At 63.7% G+C, this 17,229-nt stretch carries 9 protein-coding genes and 3 pseudogenes; all 12 read left to right on the top strand.

The window, feature by feature from the left end:
• Window positions 1–382 precede the first annotated feature (382 nt).
• The 12 genes and pseudogenes from ONR75_RS22965 (at window position 383) to ONR75_RS22910 (ending at window position 17,219) form a co-directional block, all read left to right on the top strand.
• Window positions 383–3,669, top strand: a pseudogene (locus ONR75_RS22965) (DUF2126 domain-containing protein).
• 30 nt (window positions 3,670–3,699) lie between these two features.
• Window positions 3,700–6,204 (top strand): circularly permuted type 2 ATP-grasp protein, encoded by a 2,505-nt coding sequence (locus ONR75_RS22960; RefSeq protein WP_265079272.1) that lies wholly within the window; start codon window positions 3,700–3,702, stop codon window positions 6,202–6,204.
• Window positions 6,201–7,079, top strand: a complete 879-nt coding sequence (locus tag ONR75_RS22955) for a transglutaminase family protein (RefSeq protein WP_265079271.1) — start codon at window positions 6,201–6,203, stop codon at window positions 7,077–7,079. Before ONR75_RS22960 ends, ONR75_RS22955 begins: the two co-directional genes overlap by 4 nt.
• Window positions 7,076–8,269 (top strand): NAD(P)/FAD-dependent oxidoreductase, encoded by a 1,194-nt coding sequence (locus ONR75_RS22950; RefSeq protein WP_265079270.1) that lies wholly within the window; start codon window positions 7,076–7,078, stop codon window positions 8,267–8,269. Before ONR75_RS22955 ends, ONR75_RS22950 begins: the two co-directional genes overlap by 4 nt.
• Before the next feature lie 100 nt (window positions 8,270–8,369).
• Window positions 8,370–8,735, top strand: coding sequence for a hypothetical protein (locus ONR75_RS22945; protein ID WP_265079269.1), 366 nt, complete (start codon window positions 8,370–8,372; stop codon window positions 8,733–8,735).
• Window positions 8,680–8,901 carry a cache domain-containing protein gene (locus ONR75_RS22940; protein ID WP_265079268.1) on the top strand — a complete coding sequence of 74 codons (222 nt, stop codon included), beginning with the start codon at window positions 8,680–8,682 and terminating at the stop codon, window positions 8,899–8,901. The genes ONR75_RS22945 and ONR75_RS22940 overlap by 56 nt, the downstream gene beginning before the upstream one ends.
• A 129-nt stretch (window positions 8,902–9,030) precedes the next feature.
• Window positions 9,031–10,736: pseudogene (locus ONR75_RS32920) on the top strand (methyl-accepting chemotaxis protein).
• Window positions 10,737–11,164: 428 nt separating this feature from the next.
• The gene (locus ONR75_RS22930; RefSeq protein WP_265079267.1) at window positions 11,165–12,514 is read left to right on the top strand and encodes a globin-coupled sensor protein; all 1,350 of its coding nucleotides are present in this window, start codon (window positions 11,165–11,167) and stop codon (window positions 12,512–12,514) included.
• Between the two features lie 75 nt (window positions 12,515–12,589).
• A pseudogene (locus ONR75_RS22925) lies at window positions 12,590–13,971 on the top strand (ethanolamine ammonia-lyase subunit EutB).
• A gap of 174 nt (window positions 13,972–14,145) precedes the next feature.
• Window positions 14,146–14,310 (top strand): hypothetical protein, encoded by a 165-nt coding sequence (locus tag ONR75_RS22920; protein ID WP_265079266.1) that lies wholly within the window; start codon window positions 14,146–14,148, stop codon window positions 14,308–14,310.
• Between the two features lie 323 nt (window positions 14,311–14,633).
• Window positions 14,634–15,284 (top strand): outer membrane protein, encoded by a 651-nt coding sequence (locus tag ONR75_RS22915; RefSeq protein ID WP_265079265.1) that lies wholly within the window; start codon window positions 14,634–14,636, stop codon window positions 15,282–15,284.
• A gap of 354 nt (window positions 15,285–15,638) precedes the next feature.
• A complete protein-coding gene (locus ONR75_RS22910) occupies window positions 15,639–17,219 on the top strand; it encodes a B12-binding domain-containing radical SAM protein (RefSeq protein ID WP_265079264.1) in 1,581 nt (526 codons plus the stop codon).
• Window positions 17,220–17,229: the final 10 nt, after the last annotated feature.

Genomic DNA, 17,229 nt, shown 5'->3' with positions numbered 1-17,229 from the left:
AGCGGGTGGCCCAGTAAACGCAGGCGCCGGCGCTTAGGCACGAATGCCGACGTTTACTGGGTCGCCCGGTCCAGACGCGTAAGTACGCGTCCGGCCGGGCGACGACAGCAGAGGGTGGTGCGGCATGCAGGCATCACAAACGCTGTTGTCACCACCCGCGAAAGCGGGTGGCCCAGTAAACGCAGGCGCTGGCGCTTAGGCACGAATGCCGGCATTTACTGCGTCGCCCGGTCCTGACGCGCAAGTGCGCGCCCGGCCGGGCGATGACAGCGGAGAGTGGGCCATTGCAAGCGCCACCCTTTCAGGCACATCGTGCCCGTTGTTAGGCCTTGATCCGCACCTCCCGCAGTGTTCTGCTCAAAAAAGCTGCTGGAGTTGCCCATTGTCGATCTTCGTCGCATTGCATCACGTCACCCATTACAAATACGATCGCCCGGTCGATCTCGGCCCGCAGACGATCCGGCTGCGGCCGGCACCGCATACCCGCACGCCGATTCTGAGCTATTCGCTCAAGGTGACGCCGACCAACCATTTCGTGAACTGGCAGCAGGATCCGCAGGGCAACTGGCTGGCGCGCTACGTGTTTCCGGAGAAGGCCACCGAGCTGAAGATCGAGGTCGACTTCACCGCGGAAATGACGGTGATCAATCCGTTCGACTTCTTCGTCGAGCCCTATGCGGAAAAATTCCCGTTTACCTATCCCGACGACCTCAAGACCGAGCTGGCGCCCTACATGGCGACCACGGAGCCGGGGCCGCTGTTCGAAAAATATCTCGCTGACATCGCGCGCGAGGCGCCGAGCACCGTTAACTTCCTGGTCGACCTCAATGCGCGGCTGCGCAACCAGGTCAACTATATCATCCGCATGGAGCCGGGCATCCAGACGCCCGAGGAGACGCTGGCCAATCGGTCCGGCTCGTGCCGCGATTCGGCGTGGCTGCTGATCCAGACGCTGCGCCACCTTGGCCTCGCAGCGCGCTTCGTGTCCGGCTACCTGATCCAGCTGCGGCCGGACATCGATCCGCTGGAAGGTCCGCGCGAGGTCGAGAACGATTTTACGGATCTGCACGCCTGGGCTGAAGCCTACATTCCCGGTGCCGGATGGATCGGTTTCGACGCCACCTCGGGCATGCTGACCGGCGAGGGCCACATCCCGGTCGCCGCCACGCCGCACTACCGTTCGGCCGCGCCGATCTCCGGCGCGGTCGGCTTTGCCGAGGTGGAATTCGGTTTCGAGATGGCGGTGAAGCGCGTGCGCGAGGCGCCGCGCATCACAAAACCGTTCTCCGACGCACAGTGGAAACTGCTCGACGACCTCGGCGACAAGGTGGATGCCGACCTCAAGGATGACGACGTCCGCCTCACCATGGGCGGCGAGCCGACCTTCGTGTCGATGGACGATCTGGAATCGCCGGAGTGGAACACCGCAGCCGTCGGCCCCACCAAGCGCGGCCTCGCCGACGACCTGATCCGCCGGCTGCGTACGCGCTTCGCGCCGGGCGGGTTGCTGCATTTCGGCCAGGGCAAATGGTATCCCGGCGAGAGTCTGCCGCGCTGGGCCTTCGGCCTGTACTGGCGCAAGGACGGCATTCCGATCTGGAAGAACGACGCGCTGATCGCCAGCATCGAAGGCAAGCATGATGCCGGCGTCGCGCAGGCCGAGCAATTCGCCGAAGGCGCCGCGAAGCGCCTCGGCGTGCCCAGCGAGTACATCATGCCGGCGTTCGAGGACCCCGCGCACTGGCTGCAGAAGGAAGCCGGGCTGCCGCCCAACGTCGATCCGAGCGACTCAAAACTGGCCGATCCCGAAGAGCGCTCGCGCATGGCAAAAGTGTTCGACCAGGGGCTGAACACGCCGAAGGGCTTTGTGCTGCCGATCCAGCGCTGGAACGCCGACGTCGCGCCCGACACGCGCTGGCGCTCCGAGCGCTGGAAGCTGCGCCGCGGCAACCTGTTTCTGACGCCTGGCGATTCGCCGCTCGGGCTGCGGCTGCCGATCGCCTCCTTGCCGCATATTCCGGAAGAGGAGTTTCCCTATATCGTCGAGCAGGATCCGCTGGAGCCGCGTGACGAACTGCCGGTGTTCGATTCCGAGCCGTCGCCGGAGAGTCTGGCCGCGGCGCAAAGGTGCAGGAGCAGCAGCTGAAGCGCGGCCCGGTGCGCACCGCGATGTCCATCGAAGTCCGCGACGGCATTCTCTGCGCGTTCATGCCGCCGGTGGAGAAGCTCGAGGACTATCTCGAACTGGTCACGGCGCTGGAAGCCACCGCCGAGGAGATGCAGATCCAGGTCCACGTCGAGGGCTATCCGCCGCCGTTCGATCCGCGCGTCGAGGTCATCAAGGTGACGCCGGATCCCGGCGTGCTGGAGATCAACATCCATCCGGCGCAGACCTGGCGCGAGGCCGTGGACACCACGATGATCCTCTATGAGGAGGCCGCGCGCTCGCGCCTCGGCGCCAACCGCTTCCTGGTCGACGGCCGCCACACCGGCACCGGCGGCGGCAACCACGTGGTGGTCGGCGGCAGCAAGCCGGAGGATTCGCCGTTCCTGCGCCGCCCGGATCTGTTGAAGAGCCTCGTGCTGTACTGGCAGCGCCATCCGTCGCTGTCCTACATGTTCTCGGGCATGTTCATCGGGCCGACCAGCCAGGCGCCGCGCATTGACGAAGCCCGCCACGATGGGCTCTACGAGCTGGAGATCGCGCTGGCGCAGGTGCCGCCGCCCGGCGTCAAGGCACCTTTGTGGCTGGTCGACCGGCTGTTCCGGCATATCCTTGTGGATATCACCGGCAACACTCATCGCTCCGAGATCTGCATCGACAAGCTCTATTCGCCGGATGGCACCACCGGCCGGCTCGGCCTGGTCGAATTCCGCGCGCTGGAGATGCCGCCCGATCCGCGCATGAGCCTTGCCCAGCAATTGCTGGTCCGCGCGCTGATCGCAAAAATGTGGCGCGAGCCGCAGACGGGCAAGTTCGTGCGCTGGGGCACGACGCTCCATGATCGCTTCATGCTGCCGCACTATCTGTGGGAGGATTTCCAGGGCGTGCTCGCCGAGCTCGGCGACGCCGGCTATGCGTTCTCGCCGGAATGGTTCGAGGCGCAGCTCGAATTCCGCTTCCCGGTGTTCGGCCATGTCACCCATGGCGGCGTGACGCTGGAAGTGCGCCAGGCGCTGGAGCCATGGCATGTGCTGGGCGAAGAAAGCTCGGCCGGCGGCACCGTGCGCTACGTCGATTCGTCGGTGGAGCGACTGCAGCTCAAGGCCAATGGCTTCATCGCCGGGCGCCATCTGATCACCTGCAACGGCCGGGCCTTGCCGATGACCGCGACCGGCCGCTCCGGCGAGTTCGTCGCCGCGGTGCGCTTCAAGGCGTGGCAGCCGGCGTCCGGCCTGCATCCGACCATTCCGGTGCATGCGCCCTTGGTGTTCGACATCGTCGACACCTGGAATCGCAGGTCGCTGGGCGGCTGCGTCTATCACGTCGCCCATCCCGGCGGCCGCAGCTACGACACCAAGCCGGTGAATTCCTACGAGGCCGAGGCGCGCCGGCTGGCCCGATTCGAGGAAATCGGCCACACGCCGGGGACGATGGACGTGCCGCGCGAAGAACGCAGCCTGGAATTTCCTTTAACCCTCGACTTGCGGACGCCGCTCCTGCATTGAGAATGCTCAGGGTTTCGGCAGGAGAGTCGTATGACGGGTCAAGCCGGCCAGGGGAAGAAGCCCCGACCGGGAAGTCGCAGGGTCGCGCAGTGGACTCGCGATTACGAGCGGCTGCCCGGAATCCCGGACGAATTCATCGATCAGGACGGCAATGCGCGCGACGTATGGGCCCGGTTCTTCGACGCCTTCGGCGCGCTGGCCCCGGCTGACATCGAGCGCCGGTTCGGCTCCGCCGACCGGCATCTGCGCGAGGCCGGCGTCACCTACCGCGCCCCCGGCGAGATCGCCGACCGCGGCTGGCCGCTCAGCCATGTGCCGCTGCTGATCGACGAGAGCGAATGGCAGCAGATTTCTGCGGCGGTGACCCAGCGTGCGCAGTTGCTCGAACTTGTGCTGGCCGATCTCTATGGCGACGCGAGGCTGGTGGCCGAGGGTGCAGTGCCGGCAGCGGCGATCGCCGGCAGCGCCGAATATCTGCGCTCGGTGTGCGGCATCGCGCCGCCCGGCGGCAGGTATCTCAACGTCTACGCCGCCGATCTCGGCCGCGGCCCCGACGGCCGCTGGTGGGTGCTCGGCGATCGCACGCAGGCGCCGTCCGGCATGGGCTACGCGCTGGAAAACCGCCTGGTGCTGTCGCGCGCCTTCACCGACCTCTACAAGTCGATGAATGTCGAGCGCGTCGCGCCGTTCTTCGAAGCCTTCCGCGACTCTTTGCGCGCGTCCGCCGATCGCGACGAGCCGCGCATCGGCCTGCTGACGCCCGGTCCCTTCAGCGAAACCTATTTCGAACACGCCACGCTGGCGCGCTATCTCGGTTTCCTGCTGGTGGAGGGCGACGATCTCGCGGTCTCCGGCGACCGCGTCCACATACGCACCGTTGCCGGGCTGAAGCGGCTCGACGTGTTGCTGCGCCGGGTCGATTCCAACTCGCTCGACCCGCTTGAGCTCGATGCCTCGTCGCAGCTCGGCGTGCCCGGACTGATCGATGTGCTCAGAAAGAACGGTGTGGTGGTCGCCAACATGCCGGGCTCCGGCGTGATGGAGGCGCGCGCGCTGCTCGGCTTCCTGCCGAGCCTCAGCAAGCGGCTGCTCGGCGAAGAGCTGAAGCTGCCGCACATCGCCACTTGGTGGTGCGGTCAGAAGAAGGCGCGCGACGAGGTGTTGTCGCGACTGGATGATTTCGCCATCGAAGGTGCCTATGGCGCCTCGGTGCCGGGATTCCCCGGCAAGGGGCCGGTGCTGGCGGCCAACCTGTCGGCGCGCGAGCGCGACCGGCTGAAGGACGCCATCCACAATCGCGGCATCGACTATGTCGGCCAGGAAGTGGTGCGGCTGTCGACCACGCCGGTGTGGGACAACGGCAGGCTGGCGCCGCGGCCGTTCGTGCTGCGGGTATTCGCGGCGGCGACGCCGAATGGCTGGACGACGATGCCCGGCGGCTTCTGCCGTATCGCCGACCGGCCCGACGCTCGCGCGGTGTCGATGGGCGCCGGGGCGCGCGCTGCGGACGTCTGGGTGGTCGCCGACAAGGCGGTGGTGGCATCGACGCTGCTGCCGGCGGTGGAGACCGTGCGCATCAGGCGTATCGCGGGCTGGGTGCCGAGCCGCGCCGCCGACAATCTGTTCTGGCTCGGGCGCTATCTTGAACGCGCCGAATCGACCTTGCGGCTGGTGCGCGCGCTCAGCGTGCCGCAGCGCGATCCCGGCAAGGCGCAGAATGCACAGCAGTCGGTCGAACGCATCCAGCGTCTATTGCTGACCTGGGGCGCCACGTCGCTCGGCGCCCGCTCGCAGCCGTACAAGGTGGCCGCGCAGGCATTGCAGGACGAAGAGCGCTTCGGCTCAGCGCTGTCGCTGGTGCGGTCCGCGCAGCGCACCGCGACCTCGTTGCGCGAACGGCTGTCGCCGGACGCCTGGCAGGTCATCACCGAAATGGCCGAACGTCTGTCTCATGAAATCGAGGATGACGACGGCGTGGTCAGCGCTGCCGAACTGACGCTGCAGGAGCTGGCGAGCTTCGCCGGTCTGGCGCAGGAAAACATGAACCGCGCCGCCGGCTGGCGTTTCCTCGAGATGGGCCGCCGGGCCGAGCGCGCCATCAACATCACCCGCTTCGCCCGGCAGTTCGCCTATGACGAGGCCAGCAGCGACGATCTCGACATCCTGCTGACGCTGGTGGATTGCCAGATCACCTATCGCTCGCGCTATCTGGTCGGTCCATTGCTTGCGCCGGTACGCGATCTGGTGCTGCTCGACCCCTACAATCCGCGCTCGGTGGCGTTCCAGGTGTCGGCGCTCAACGAGCACATTGCGATGCTGCCGTCGCTCAAGGAGAACGGTCTGATCGAGCGTCCGCAGCGACTCGCGGTGGCACTGCAGGCTTCGTTGGTCACCGGCGAAGCCGATGAATTCCATACCAAGGCGCTGTTCGGTCTTGAGCAGGACCTACTGACGCTCGCCGATGCCATCGGCTCGCATTATTTCCCCCATGGCAGCAACGCCACGCGGCCGGAAAAGCTGACGGGGCTGGCGTGATCTACGATATCCGTCATGTCACCACCTACAGCTACGAGAGCCCGGTCAGCTTCGCGCGCTGCTCGCTGCGTCTCGAGCCAATCGGCGGCAACGGTCAGCAACTGGTATCGCACAGCGTCGAGATCAAGCCGGCGCCGGCGCTGCGCACCACGCGCACCGACTTCTTCGGCACCCGGACCGAGAGCGTGCTGATCGAGGCGCCGCACAAGGTGCTGCGCATCGACAGCCGCTCGCGCGTCTTCGTCTCGCGCCGGGCGCCGGGCCGTGGCGACCCAAGTGCCGCCTGGGAAAATGTGCGGCAGGCCTCGTTCAAGTCGAGCGACCTCAGCGCTGCGTCGCCGATCGGTTACGTGTTCGCGAGCCCGCTGGTGCCGATCCTCGATCCCGTCACCGCCTATGCGGCGGTCAGCTTCCCGGAGGGGCGCGGCATTCTCGAGGGCGCCGTCGACCTGATGCATCGCATCCGGACCGAGTTCAAATACGATCCGAAGGCGACGGTGATCTCGACGCCGCTCGCGGAGGTACTGGAAAAGCGCCACGGCGTTTGTCAGGATTTTGCCCACATCATGATCTCAGGCATGCGCGGTCTCGGTCTGCCGGTGGCCTATGTCTCCGGCTATCTGCGGACCATTCCACCTGAGGGCAAGGAGCGGCTGCAGGGCGCCGACGCCACCCACGCCTGGGCCACTGCGTGGTGCGGCGCCGAGCTCGGCTGGATCGGTTTCGATCCCACCAACGATATCCTGGTCGAGAACGATCACATCGTCCTGGCAGTCGGTCGCGATTTTTCCGACGTCTCGCCGGTGGATGGCATCATCGTCGGTTCGCGCAAGCAGAAGCTCGCCGTCGCCGTCGACGTGTTGCTGGTCGAATGAGCGCCCGTCCGCACAACAGCTATGACGTCATCATCCTCGGCGCGGGCGCGGCTGGCCTGATGTGTGCCGGTGTCGCCGGCCAGCGTGGCCGTTCGGTCATGGTGCTGGAACAGGCGAGGGCGCCCGGCGAAAAGATCCGCATCTCCGGCGGCGGCCGCTGCAACTTCACCAACCTGCATACCTCGCCGCAAAATTTCCTGTCGCAGAATCCGCAGTTCTGCAAATCGGCGCTGAAGGGGTTCACCCAGCGCGACTTCATCGCCATGGTCGACCGCTACGGGATAGCCTGGCACGAGAAGACCCGCGGCCAACTGTTCTGCGACGACTCCGCCCAGCAGATCATCGACATGCTGCTCGCGGAAGCTCGCCGCGGCGATGTGCAGATGCGGCTCGGCGCCGGCATCACCGGCGTGGCCAAAAGCGACAGCGGCTTTGTCGTGACCACCGACCAGGGCGAATATCGCAGTCCGTCGCTGGTGGTCGCCACTGGCGGGCCGTCGATTCCGAAAATGGGCGCCAGCCCTTTCGGCTACAAGCTCGCGCAGCAGTTCGGCCTGAAGATGGTGGCGCCGCGCGCCGGCCTGGTGCCGCTGACTTTCGACGTGGCCGCGCTGGCGCAGTTGAAGGAACTGTCGGGCATCGCCGTCGATGCGGTGGTCAGCGTCGGCAAGACCAGTTTCGACGAGGCGCTGCTGTTCACCCATCGCGGGCTCAGCGGCCCGGCCGTGCTGCAGATTTCGTCCTACTGGCGCGAGGGCCTCGATATTGTCATCGACCTGGCGCCCAACGTCGATCTGCTCGCCGTGCTGAAGCAGGCGCGCCGCGATCGCCCGCGGCAGGAACTCGCCACGGCGCTCGGCGAAGGGCTGCCGAAGCGGCTGGCGCAGATGATCGCGGAGCGGATCGATGGCCCGGCGCGGCTGGCGGATTTCTCCGACAAGCTGCTGCTCAACGTCGTTGCCGCGGTGAAACAGTGGCATCTTCGTCCCAATGGCACCGAAGGCTATCGCACGGCTGAAGTCACCCTCGGCGGCATTGATACCACCGAGCTGTCGTCGAAAACGTTCGAGGCGAATGCGGTCCCCGGACTCTACTTCATCGGCGAGGTCGTCGACGTCACCGGTCATCTTGGCGGCTTCAATTTCCAGTGGGCATGGTCGTCAGGCTTCGCGGCAGGACGATCACTGTAGCCATCGCGAGTCGGTGTGCCCTTTTGCTACTATCGCTGCAGCTGCGAATACCACCGCTGGAACCAGGCTCGTTCTAGTGCAGTGCAGCGCGGCCGGTTTAATGGTTGCTTTTCCTTTTTCTGCAATCCTGCCGATAGAAATTCCTATTATACCATCGCAGGAGAAAATTATGATCAAGTCCAGCTTGAAGCGGATTCTGCCACTGATCGCGGTCGTTGTCGCTGGCAGCGCTTTCGCAGCCGACGGTGCCGGCAAAGATGATGCCGTGAGCATGGTCAAGAAGGCGACCGCCTTCATCAAGGCGCAGGGCCCCGACAAGGCCTATGCCGAGATCAGCAACAAGGCCGGTCAGTTCATCGATCGCGATCTTTACGTCGTGGTCTATCAACTCGACGGCAAGGTGCTGGCACATGGATCAGAATCAAAAGTTCGTCGGCAAGGACATGATCGACGCGCAGGACGTTGACGGAAAACTCTACGTCAAGGAACGCGTCGAACTCGCCGCGCAGCAGCCCTCGTTCTGGCAGGACTACAAGTTCGTCAATCCGGTGAGCAAGAAGGTCGAACCGAAGCAGATGTATTGCGAGAAGTTGGACAACACCGCGGTTTGCGCTGGTATTTACAAGTCCTGACAGGTCGCGCGCGCGAGGACTTCCTTGCGCGCGCGCCCACGACCTCCGTTCCCGGGACGAACCGGCGTCCGATCTCGCACAGTCGTGCCGGGTCGCTTTTCCCGGCGCGCTGTTTGATGGATTCAGAATATGTTCAAGCGAGCCAAGAATATCGGCCTAGCGTGGAAAGTCCAACTGGCCCCGGCCTTTCTGGTCATGGTTCTGATCGGCGTTGGCGCATATGCCCTGCAGAACCTGCGCATGAACCAGGCGAGCGTGGACGGTCTGATTTCCGGGCCGGTACGGCAATCCGAACTGGTGAACGAACTCAATACGGTGATCTGGACGGCGCACGCCAAGCTTTACCGACTCGCGGCGACTGCGGCCAACGAGCAGGACGAGAAGAAGATCCAGGGCGTCTCCAAGGAGGCGTCGGTCGCCTCGGCGAGGATCTCCGAGGCGCTGAAGGCGGTCGAAAGCGGGCATGATGGGGCGTCGGTCAAGCCGGCGGCCTTTGAAAAATTGAAGACGTCGGTCGCCGGCTATCTCAAGCAATCGAAGAATGCGATCGAGATGGCCGATGGCGATGCAGGATCGGCGCTGTTGTTCATCAAGGGGGCCGAGCGGCACTTCAAGGATATCGAGGCGCTGACCGACGATCTCATTCTGTCAAGCAATGACGGCAAGGATCGCGAGATCGCGCGCGCCGGCATGCGACTTGAGCAGCAGCAATGGACGCTGGGGGAATTGTTCTGGCCATGGCCGTTGTCGGTGTGATCGTCTCGTTCCTGATCGGCCGGAGCATATCCCGCCCCGCGATCGTGATGTCCGCTGCGATGCGTGAACTGGCGCAGGGAAATTTTGGCGTTCAGTTGCCCGGTCTCGATCGCTTCGATGAAATCGGCCAGATGGCGCGGGCGGTGGAAGAGTTCAAAATTCAAGCGATAGCCAGGGCCGAACGGGAAACCAGCGGGCGCGAGGCGAGGAGCCGAGAGCTGGCCGAGACGCGACGCCGCGAACTGCACAATCTCGCCCGGAGTTTTGAGTCCGCGGTTGGAAACATCGTCGAGGCGGTCGGCACCGCATCGAGCGAACTTGAACATTCGGCGACCATTCTGACCAAAAGCAGCGCTGAAACCCAACAACTCGGTGGCGCAGTTGCGGTGGTCTCTGATGCGACCTCCGGCAATGTCCAGTCAGTCGTATCTGCGACCGAGGAGATGGCAGCATCGGTCGCGGAGATCGGCAGACAGGTGACGAATTCCAATGCGATCACCAACGAGGCGGTCGGTCAGGCGGAACGTGCGGACGCGCGTATTGCCAAGCTGTCGCTCGCGGCGAGCCGGATCGGTGACGTGACGAAACTGATCACGAGCATTGCAGCCCAGACCAACCTGCTGGCTCTCAATGCCACGATCGAGGCCGCACGCGCCGGCGAAGCGGGACGGGGGTTCGCGATCGTCGCCCAGGAGGTGAAGGCACTGGCGTCGCAGACAGCCAGCGCGACCAGCGAGATCAGCAACCAGATCGCCGAAATGCAGTTGGCCACGGAAGAATCGGTGGTGGCGATCAACGAGATCAGCGGGACGATTGGCAGGGTGTCGCAGATCGCGTCGACGATCGCTGCTGCGATCGAGCAGCAGGGTACGATGACACGGGAGATTTCCCGCAACGTTCAGCAGGCTGCGAACGGAACCGCGCAGGTCGCTGCCAGCATCGCTGAGGTCAATCGGGGCGCCGGCGATACCGGCACGGCATCGTCGCAAGTGCTGACGTCAGCGCAACTGCTGTCCGGGGAGAGTGCGCGGCTCAGGGGCGAGATGGAGAAGTTCCTCGCTACGGTCCGGGCCGCGTAGCATACGCTGCATCGAAGACGGCAACGTTGCCGCGGATGCCGGGCGGGCGGAGACGACCGAATTGTCTTTCGAAGCCTTCGATTCGCAATCGGTGTATGGAATGCACTTCATCGACAAAAGGCGCTGACGTCCGGCGGCTTCAATTCCCAAGGGGCGTGTCGTCCCGTTCGCCGCCGGTAACCAATTCCGGAAGACAGGGACGAGTTGCTTTTGTTAAGCAAATCCCAGTAATTCTACGGTGCCGGGCACCCACCCCCAGTTAACCCTCTTGGCGCTATGTTTGATAGCGAGCTTAAGACGTCTGAAAGCATAAGCTTCGTGATGTCGAGGTCGCGCTTCCAGTGCGTATTGCGGTGGGCTGGTTCAGCCACGGGCGACATCTGTTGCCCATCAATTTTTCGAACACAGAATTCGAGCGGAGCATTCCCATGAGCAGCAACAATACGATTTCCGAGCGCCTGAAGTTCAATCTGATCGATCAAGAGACGATTGCAACCTTGCGCAACGGGAAATCATTCGTGCTCGCTGAGCTGCCGCAAATCATGGACCGGTTTTACGACCACATCTCCAAATTTTCCGAGACCGCCGCGTTCTTCAAAAGCCGCGAGCACATGATGCACGCCAAGAAGATGCAGATCCAGCATTGGACGGTGATCCTCGACGGCCGTTTCGACGATACCTACCAGGCGTCAGTGACGAAGATCGGCCAGGTGCACAACAAGCTCGGCCTGGAGCCGCGCTGGTACATCGGCGGTTACAACGCGCTGGTCACCGGGCTGGTTGACGCTATTGCGCAGCGGATGCCGTTCGGCCGGTTCGATTCCAGCGCCAAGACCAAGCGCGCCGCATTGCAGACCGCTATCATCAAGGCCGCCATGCTCGACATGGATCTGGCGATCTCGGTCTATATCGAGGAAGGCCGCCGCGATCGGCGGGCGACGCTGGACCGGCTGGCGGCGGATTTCGAGAAGACGGTCGGCGGCGTGGTCACCATCGTGGCCTCGGCCTCCAACGAATTGCAGACCTCGGCGCAGAGCCTGACTTCGTCGGCCAGCTCGGCCGCATCGCAGTCGCAAGTCGTCGACATGGCCTCGCGTGAAGCGACATCCAGTGTGCAGGCCGTCGCCGTGGCCACCGAAGAACTCACCAGCTCGATCAGCGAGATTTCGCGCCAGGTCAACGAATCCTCGCGGATCGCGAGTGCGGCCGTGCGCGACGCGGACGAAACCGCGGTGAAGATGAATCGTCTCGCGGAGGGTGCGCAGAAGATCGGCACGGTGGTCGAGCTGATCAACAACATCGCGGCGCAGACCAACCTGCTGGCGCTCAATGCCACCATTGAAGCGGCGCGCGCCGGCGAGGCCGGGCGCGGTTTCGCGGTGGTGGCGCAGGAGGTCAAGTCGCTAGCCGAGCAAACCGCCAAGGCGACTGCGGAGATCGCCGAGCAGGTGGGCGACATCCAGAGCTCGACCACCGAATCGGTGGCGGCGATCGGCACCATCACAAAGGTCATCAATGCGCTGAACGAGATCTCGACGGCGATTTCAGCGGCGGTCGAGGAGCAGGGCGCGGCAACCAACGAAATCTCGCGCAGCGTTCAGGAAGCATCGCGGGGCACCAGCGAAGTATCGTCCAACATCTCCGGCATCACGGCGACCGCCGGCGAAACCGGCGCGGCTGCCTCGCAAGTGCTGTCGGCGGCTTCGGAACTGTCGCGGCAATCGGAGCAGTTGCGCAGCGAGGTCGATAAATTCCTTGCCACCGTCAAGGCTGCGTAAGCTCCGTTTCGGTGTTAGCTTGCGACACGGCTGCCGGACCTGGACTTCTTCAGGCGCGGCAGCCGAGGGGCTGCAATGATCTATCGCCAGACCGTCGGTGCGCATTCATTCGTCTTTGACACTCTGCGCGACCTGCTCGCCAAAGCGACGCCACCGCGATCCGGCGACCGGCTGGCCGGCATCGCCGCCGCCACCGCCGAGCAGATGATCGCGGCGCGGATGGCCCTGGCCGATCTGCCGCTGACGCAGTTTCTGCAAGAGACCGTCATTCCCTACGAAGACGACGAGGTCACCCGGCTGATCGTCGACAGCCACGATGCCGTGGCGTTTGCGGCAGTATCGTCGCTGACGGTCGGCGGCTTGCGCGATTGGCTGCTGTCGGATGCCGCCACCCTGCGGTGCTGCAAAAGCTCGCCACTGGCATCACCCCGGAAATGGCGGCCGCGGTGTCGAAGCTGATGCGCAACCAGGACCTCATCCTGGTGGCGAAGAAGTGCCAGGTCACCACCCGGTTCCGCAACACCATCGGTCTGCGCGGTCACATGAGTGCGCGGCTGCAACCCAATCATCCATTCGACGATGCCCGCGGCATCGCCGCGGCGATTCTCGACGGTCTCATGCTCGGCTCCGGCGACGCCTGCATCGGCATCAACCCGGCCAGCGACGATCCCGCCGTGCTGGGCTCCTTGGTGTGGCTGCTCGACGACGTCATCACCAGGTTGCAAATCCCCACGCAAAGCTGCGTCCTGACCCATGTCACCACCACCATCGACCTGATCGGGCAGGGCTTCCCGGTCGATCTGGTGTTCCAGTCGATCGCCGGCACCGAGGCCGCCAACAGCAGCTTCGGCATCGACCTTGCGCTGCTGAGAGAGGCGCATGCCGCCGGCCTGTCGCTGAAGCGCGGCAACATCGGCAATAATGTGATGTATTTCGAAACCGGACAGGGCTCGGCGCTGTCGGCCAATGCCCATCATGGCGTCGATCAGCAGACTTGCGAGGCCCGCGCCTATGCCGTGGCCCGCGCCTTCGATCCACTGCTGGTCAACAGCGTGGTCGGCTTCATCGGCCCGGAATATCTCTATGACGGCAAGGAGATCATCCGGGCCGGGCTCGAGGACCATTTCTGCGGCAAGCTGCTCGGCCTGCCTCTTGGCGTCGACGTCTGTTACACCAACCATGCCGAAGCCGATCAGGACGACATGGACAACCTGCTGACGCTGTTGGCGGCGGCCGGCGTCACCTTCATCATGGGGGTGCCGGGCGCTGACGACATCATGTTGAATTACCAGTCGACTTCGTTTCACGATGCGCTTTACGTCCGCGACCTGTTCAACCTCAAGCGGGCGCCGGAATTCGACGCCTGGCTCGTGCGCTCCGGCCTGGCCGGCGCCGATGGCCGGCTCACCGCGCAGGATGGCCTGCTGCCGGAACTCGCGGCGCGGCTGATCGCGTGATGATGCAGGCGCACGGTGGATCACGCCGGCCATAAATTCAGCCATCTGGCCGCTGCGAGCGAAGAGGAGATCGGCGCTGTATCCACAGGCCGTGTGGTGGTCCTCAGAAGGATAGGCCGAATCCGGCGAGCTGTGCGATCAACGGTTCCCGATGTTGTCGCGAGAGGGGAAGACATGAAGAACGTTGATCGAAAATGGTTTGTGCTGCTCGCCGTCGTGGTGATTGCCGCGGTCGCGGCAGGCACCTGGTATTACCGCAGCAAATGTCACGGCGTTGACGCGTGTGCCGCTGCGGAAGCGGAAAGTCATGAGCGGGACAGACCCAGCGAGCCTCAGTGAGCGCGGTTCCCTTCAGGCAAGGCCCTGCGGATTTCGTGCGACGGCTTCAGGCAGGCGAGACCTCTTTACAGTTCCGACAACGAATGTCTGAGGTGTCGGTGCGCGTTCGAGTTGGTCAGAAGCGTGGCGATGGCGCAGCAAATATAGGGCGCATGCATCGATGTGTGAATAAAACGCTCGTGCATATCGTCATCAGCTTTTTATCCATCGTCGGTGGTGAAAGGGCGCGTCTGTTGCGGGAGAGTGACAGTTATCTGTGCGCAATAGTCTAGGTTCACGGACGAACGCGATGGCCCATACGGGGCTGAAATTTAGGAACGACAATGAAAAAGCTTCTTCTGGCCTCGGCTGCCCTCTCCCTGATCGCAGTTGCCTCGCAGGCTTCGGCTGCCGACCTCGCCGCCCGTCCGTACACCAAGGCACCGGCCATGATGGCTGCGCCGATCTACAACTGGACCGGCTTCTACTTCGGCGGTCACGTCGGCGGCGCGTTCGCGGGCAGCAACAACACCGTTCTCGGAACCGGCAACGATGGCGTGTTCATGGGCGGCGCCCAGGTCGGTTACGACATGCAGTTCTCCCCGAACTGGGTGTTCGGCGTGGAAGCCAACTATAGCTGGCTGGACACCGCGAGCAGCTTCGCCAACCGCGGCCTCGGTTCGGTCACCGGCCGTCTCGGCTACACCTGGGGCAGCCCGGCCCTGCTGTACGTCAAGGGTGGTTACGCCTGGGCCGACACGCGCTTCAGCAACGGCTTCTCCGGCAACGGCGGCCGCGATGGCTACACCGTCGGTGGCGGTCTGGAATATCTGTTCACCGCGAACTGGTCGGGCAAGATCGAGTACCAGTACTATGACTTCGGTACCGCGAACTTCACCGTTCCTGTCGTTGGCAACATCAAGAACGACGAGCACACCATCAAGGCTGGCCTGAACTACCGCTTCAACCTCGGCAGCCTCGGCGGCGGCTTCTAAGCTTCCGCTCTGCTCCAGACAAACGAAGGCCCGCAACGATGCGGGCCTTTTTGCTTTCGCATCGACGCCGACGCAGGGGCCGGCAGGTGTGCCGGAGTCTTTTCCGACCGCGCCCGCCGACCGAGCCGATCGCCGACGTCAAAAAGATGTCATCCCGGCTTCAAACAGGCGCGCTCGCCGGGATTGGCCGGGTCGGGTTCCGCCACAATCTTGAAGAATTTGTAGCCCAGCCTGTCCAGCAGTGATTAAATTGATTACTGTTACGTTTGACGGAACCGCTTGATATCCAAGGGATTAGACTGAGCGTTGCGCGACCAAGGGGCGGTGCGCGGACGACTTCACAGAGGACACTCGATGAGAGCTGAGGGCAGGCAGACGGCACGGCGCATTTTGTGCGTCTTTCCGCGATACACCTCTTCGTTTGGCACGTTCGAATACGCTTATCCTCTCACCGATGGTGTGCAGGCCTTCATGCCCCCGCAGGGCCTGCTGCTGATCGCGGCCTACCTGCCAGCGAACTGGCAGGTCCGCTTCATCGACGAAAATATCCGTCCGGCCACGCCTGAAGACTTCCTGTGGGCCGAGGCCGTGTTCGTCAGCGGCATGCATATCCAGCGCCCGCAGATGAACGAGATCTGTCACCGCGCCCACGGCTACGACCTGGCGGTGGCGATCGGCGGGCCGTCGGTGTCGTCATGTCCAGAATATTATCCGGCCTTCGACTATCTGCACTGCGGCGAACTTGGCGACGCCACCGACCGGCTGATCGACATTCTTGCGGCCGACACGAGGCGTCCGGCGCAGCAGGTTGTGCTGAAAACCGCTGACCGTCTGGATATGACCGAATTTCCAATCCCCGCCTACGAGCTGGCGGAGATTCCGCGCTATTTCCTGGGTTCGATCCAGTATTCCTCGGGCTGTCCGTATCAGTGCGAATTCTGCGACATTCCCGGCCTGTACGGTCGTAATCCGCGGCTGAAGTCGCCGGAGCAGATCACCGCCGAGCTCGACAAGCTGCTGGAATGCGGCATCATGGGCTCGGTCTATTTTGTCGACGACAATTTCATCGGCAACCGCAAGGCCGCGCTCGATCTGCTGCCGCATCTGGTGGAATGGCAGAAGAAGACCGGCTATGTGCTGCGTCTATCCTGCGAGGCCACGCTGAACATCGCCAAGCGCCCGGAAATCCTGGCCTTGATGCGCGATTCGCTGTTCGGGACGATCTTCTGCGGCATCGAGACGCCGGACCCGGTGGCCCTGAAGGCGATGAAAAAGGACCACAACATGGTCCTGCCCATCATGGAATCGATCGAGGTCCTGAACAGTTTTGGCATGGAGGTGGTGTCCGGCATTATCCTCGGTCTCGACACCGATAGGCCGGAAACCGGGCAGGCGCTGCTCGACTTTGTCGACGCGTCGCAGATCCCGCTGTTGACGATCAACCTGCTGCAAGCCTTGCCGCAGACTCCGTTGTGGGATCGCCTCAAGAAGGCCGACCGTCTCAACGAGGACGAGGGCCGCGATTCCAACGTCGAATTCCTGCTGCCGTATCACGACGTGGTCAATTCATGGCGCGCCTGCATGGGCGCGGCCTACCAGCCGCAAAAGTTGCTGGACCGCTACGAGTACCAGATCACCCATACCTATCCGAACCGCATCATGCCGCGCACCAAGCAGCAGATGTCCTGGAAGAACATCCGCATGGGATTGATCATGCTGCGCAACATCTTCTGGAAGGTCGGCGTCCTCGGCGATTACAAGGCGGTGTTCTGGAAGTTCGCACTGCGCCGCCTGGCCCGCGGCGAGATTGAATACCTGATCTCCTCGATCATGGTTGCGCAGCACCTGATCATGTTCTCGCGGGACGCTTCACAGGGCACGACCAGTGCTTCCTATTACTCGATGAAGATGCCGGACGCGGTGCCGGCGGAATAGGCCGGCGTGG

The sequence above is a fragment of the Rhodopseudomonas sp. P2A-2r genome (genome assembly GCF_026015985.1).
Taxonomy (GTDB): domain Bacteria; phylum Pseudomonadota; class Alphaproteobacteria; order Rhizobiales; family Xanthobacteraceae; genus Tardiphaga.
Note: the sequence above shows the minus strand (reverse complement) of the source record. Positions and strands in the feature narration are given on the sequence as shown.

What these genes read in the sequence shown, in the direction of transcription:
- ONR75_RS22915 (WP_265079265.1), top strand. Translation starts at nt 14,634, where the DNA reads ATGAAAAAGCTTCTTCTGGCCTCGGCTGCCCTCTCCCTGATCGCAGTT.
- ONR75_RS22960 (WP_265079272.1), top strand. Translation starts at nt 3,700, where the DNA reads ATGACGGGTCAAGCCGGCCAGGGGAAGAAGCCCCGACCGGGAAGTCGC.
- ONR75_RS22950 (WP_265079270.1), top strand. Translation starts at nt 7,076, where the DNA reads ATGAGCGCCCGTCCGCACAACAGCTATGACGTCATCATCCTCGGCGCG.
- ONR75_RS22940 (WP_265079268.1), top strand. Translation starts at nt 8,680, where the DNA reads ATGGATCAGAATCAAAAGTTCGTCGGCAAGGACATGATCGACGCGCAG.
- ONR75_RS22930 (WP_265079267.1), top strand. Translation starts at nt 11,165, where the DNA reads ATGAGCAGCAACAATACGATTTCCGAGCGCCTGAAGTTCAATCTGATC.
- ONR75_RS22910 (WP_265079264.1), top strand. Translation starts at nt 15,639, where the DNA reads ATGAGAGCTGAGGGCAGGCAGACGGCACGGCGCATTTTGTGCGTCTTT.
- ONR75_RS22920 (WP_265079266.1), top strand. Translation starts at nt 14,146, where the DNA reads ATGAAGAACGTTGATCGAAAATGGTTTGTGCTGCTCGCCGTCGTGGTG.
- ONR75_RS22945 (WP_265079269.1), top strand. Translation starts at nt 8,370, where the DNA reads ATGGTTGCTTTTCCTTTTTCTGCAATCCTGCCGATAGAAATTCCTATT.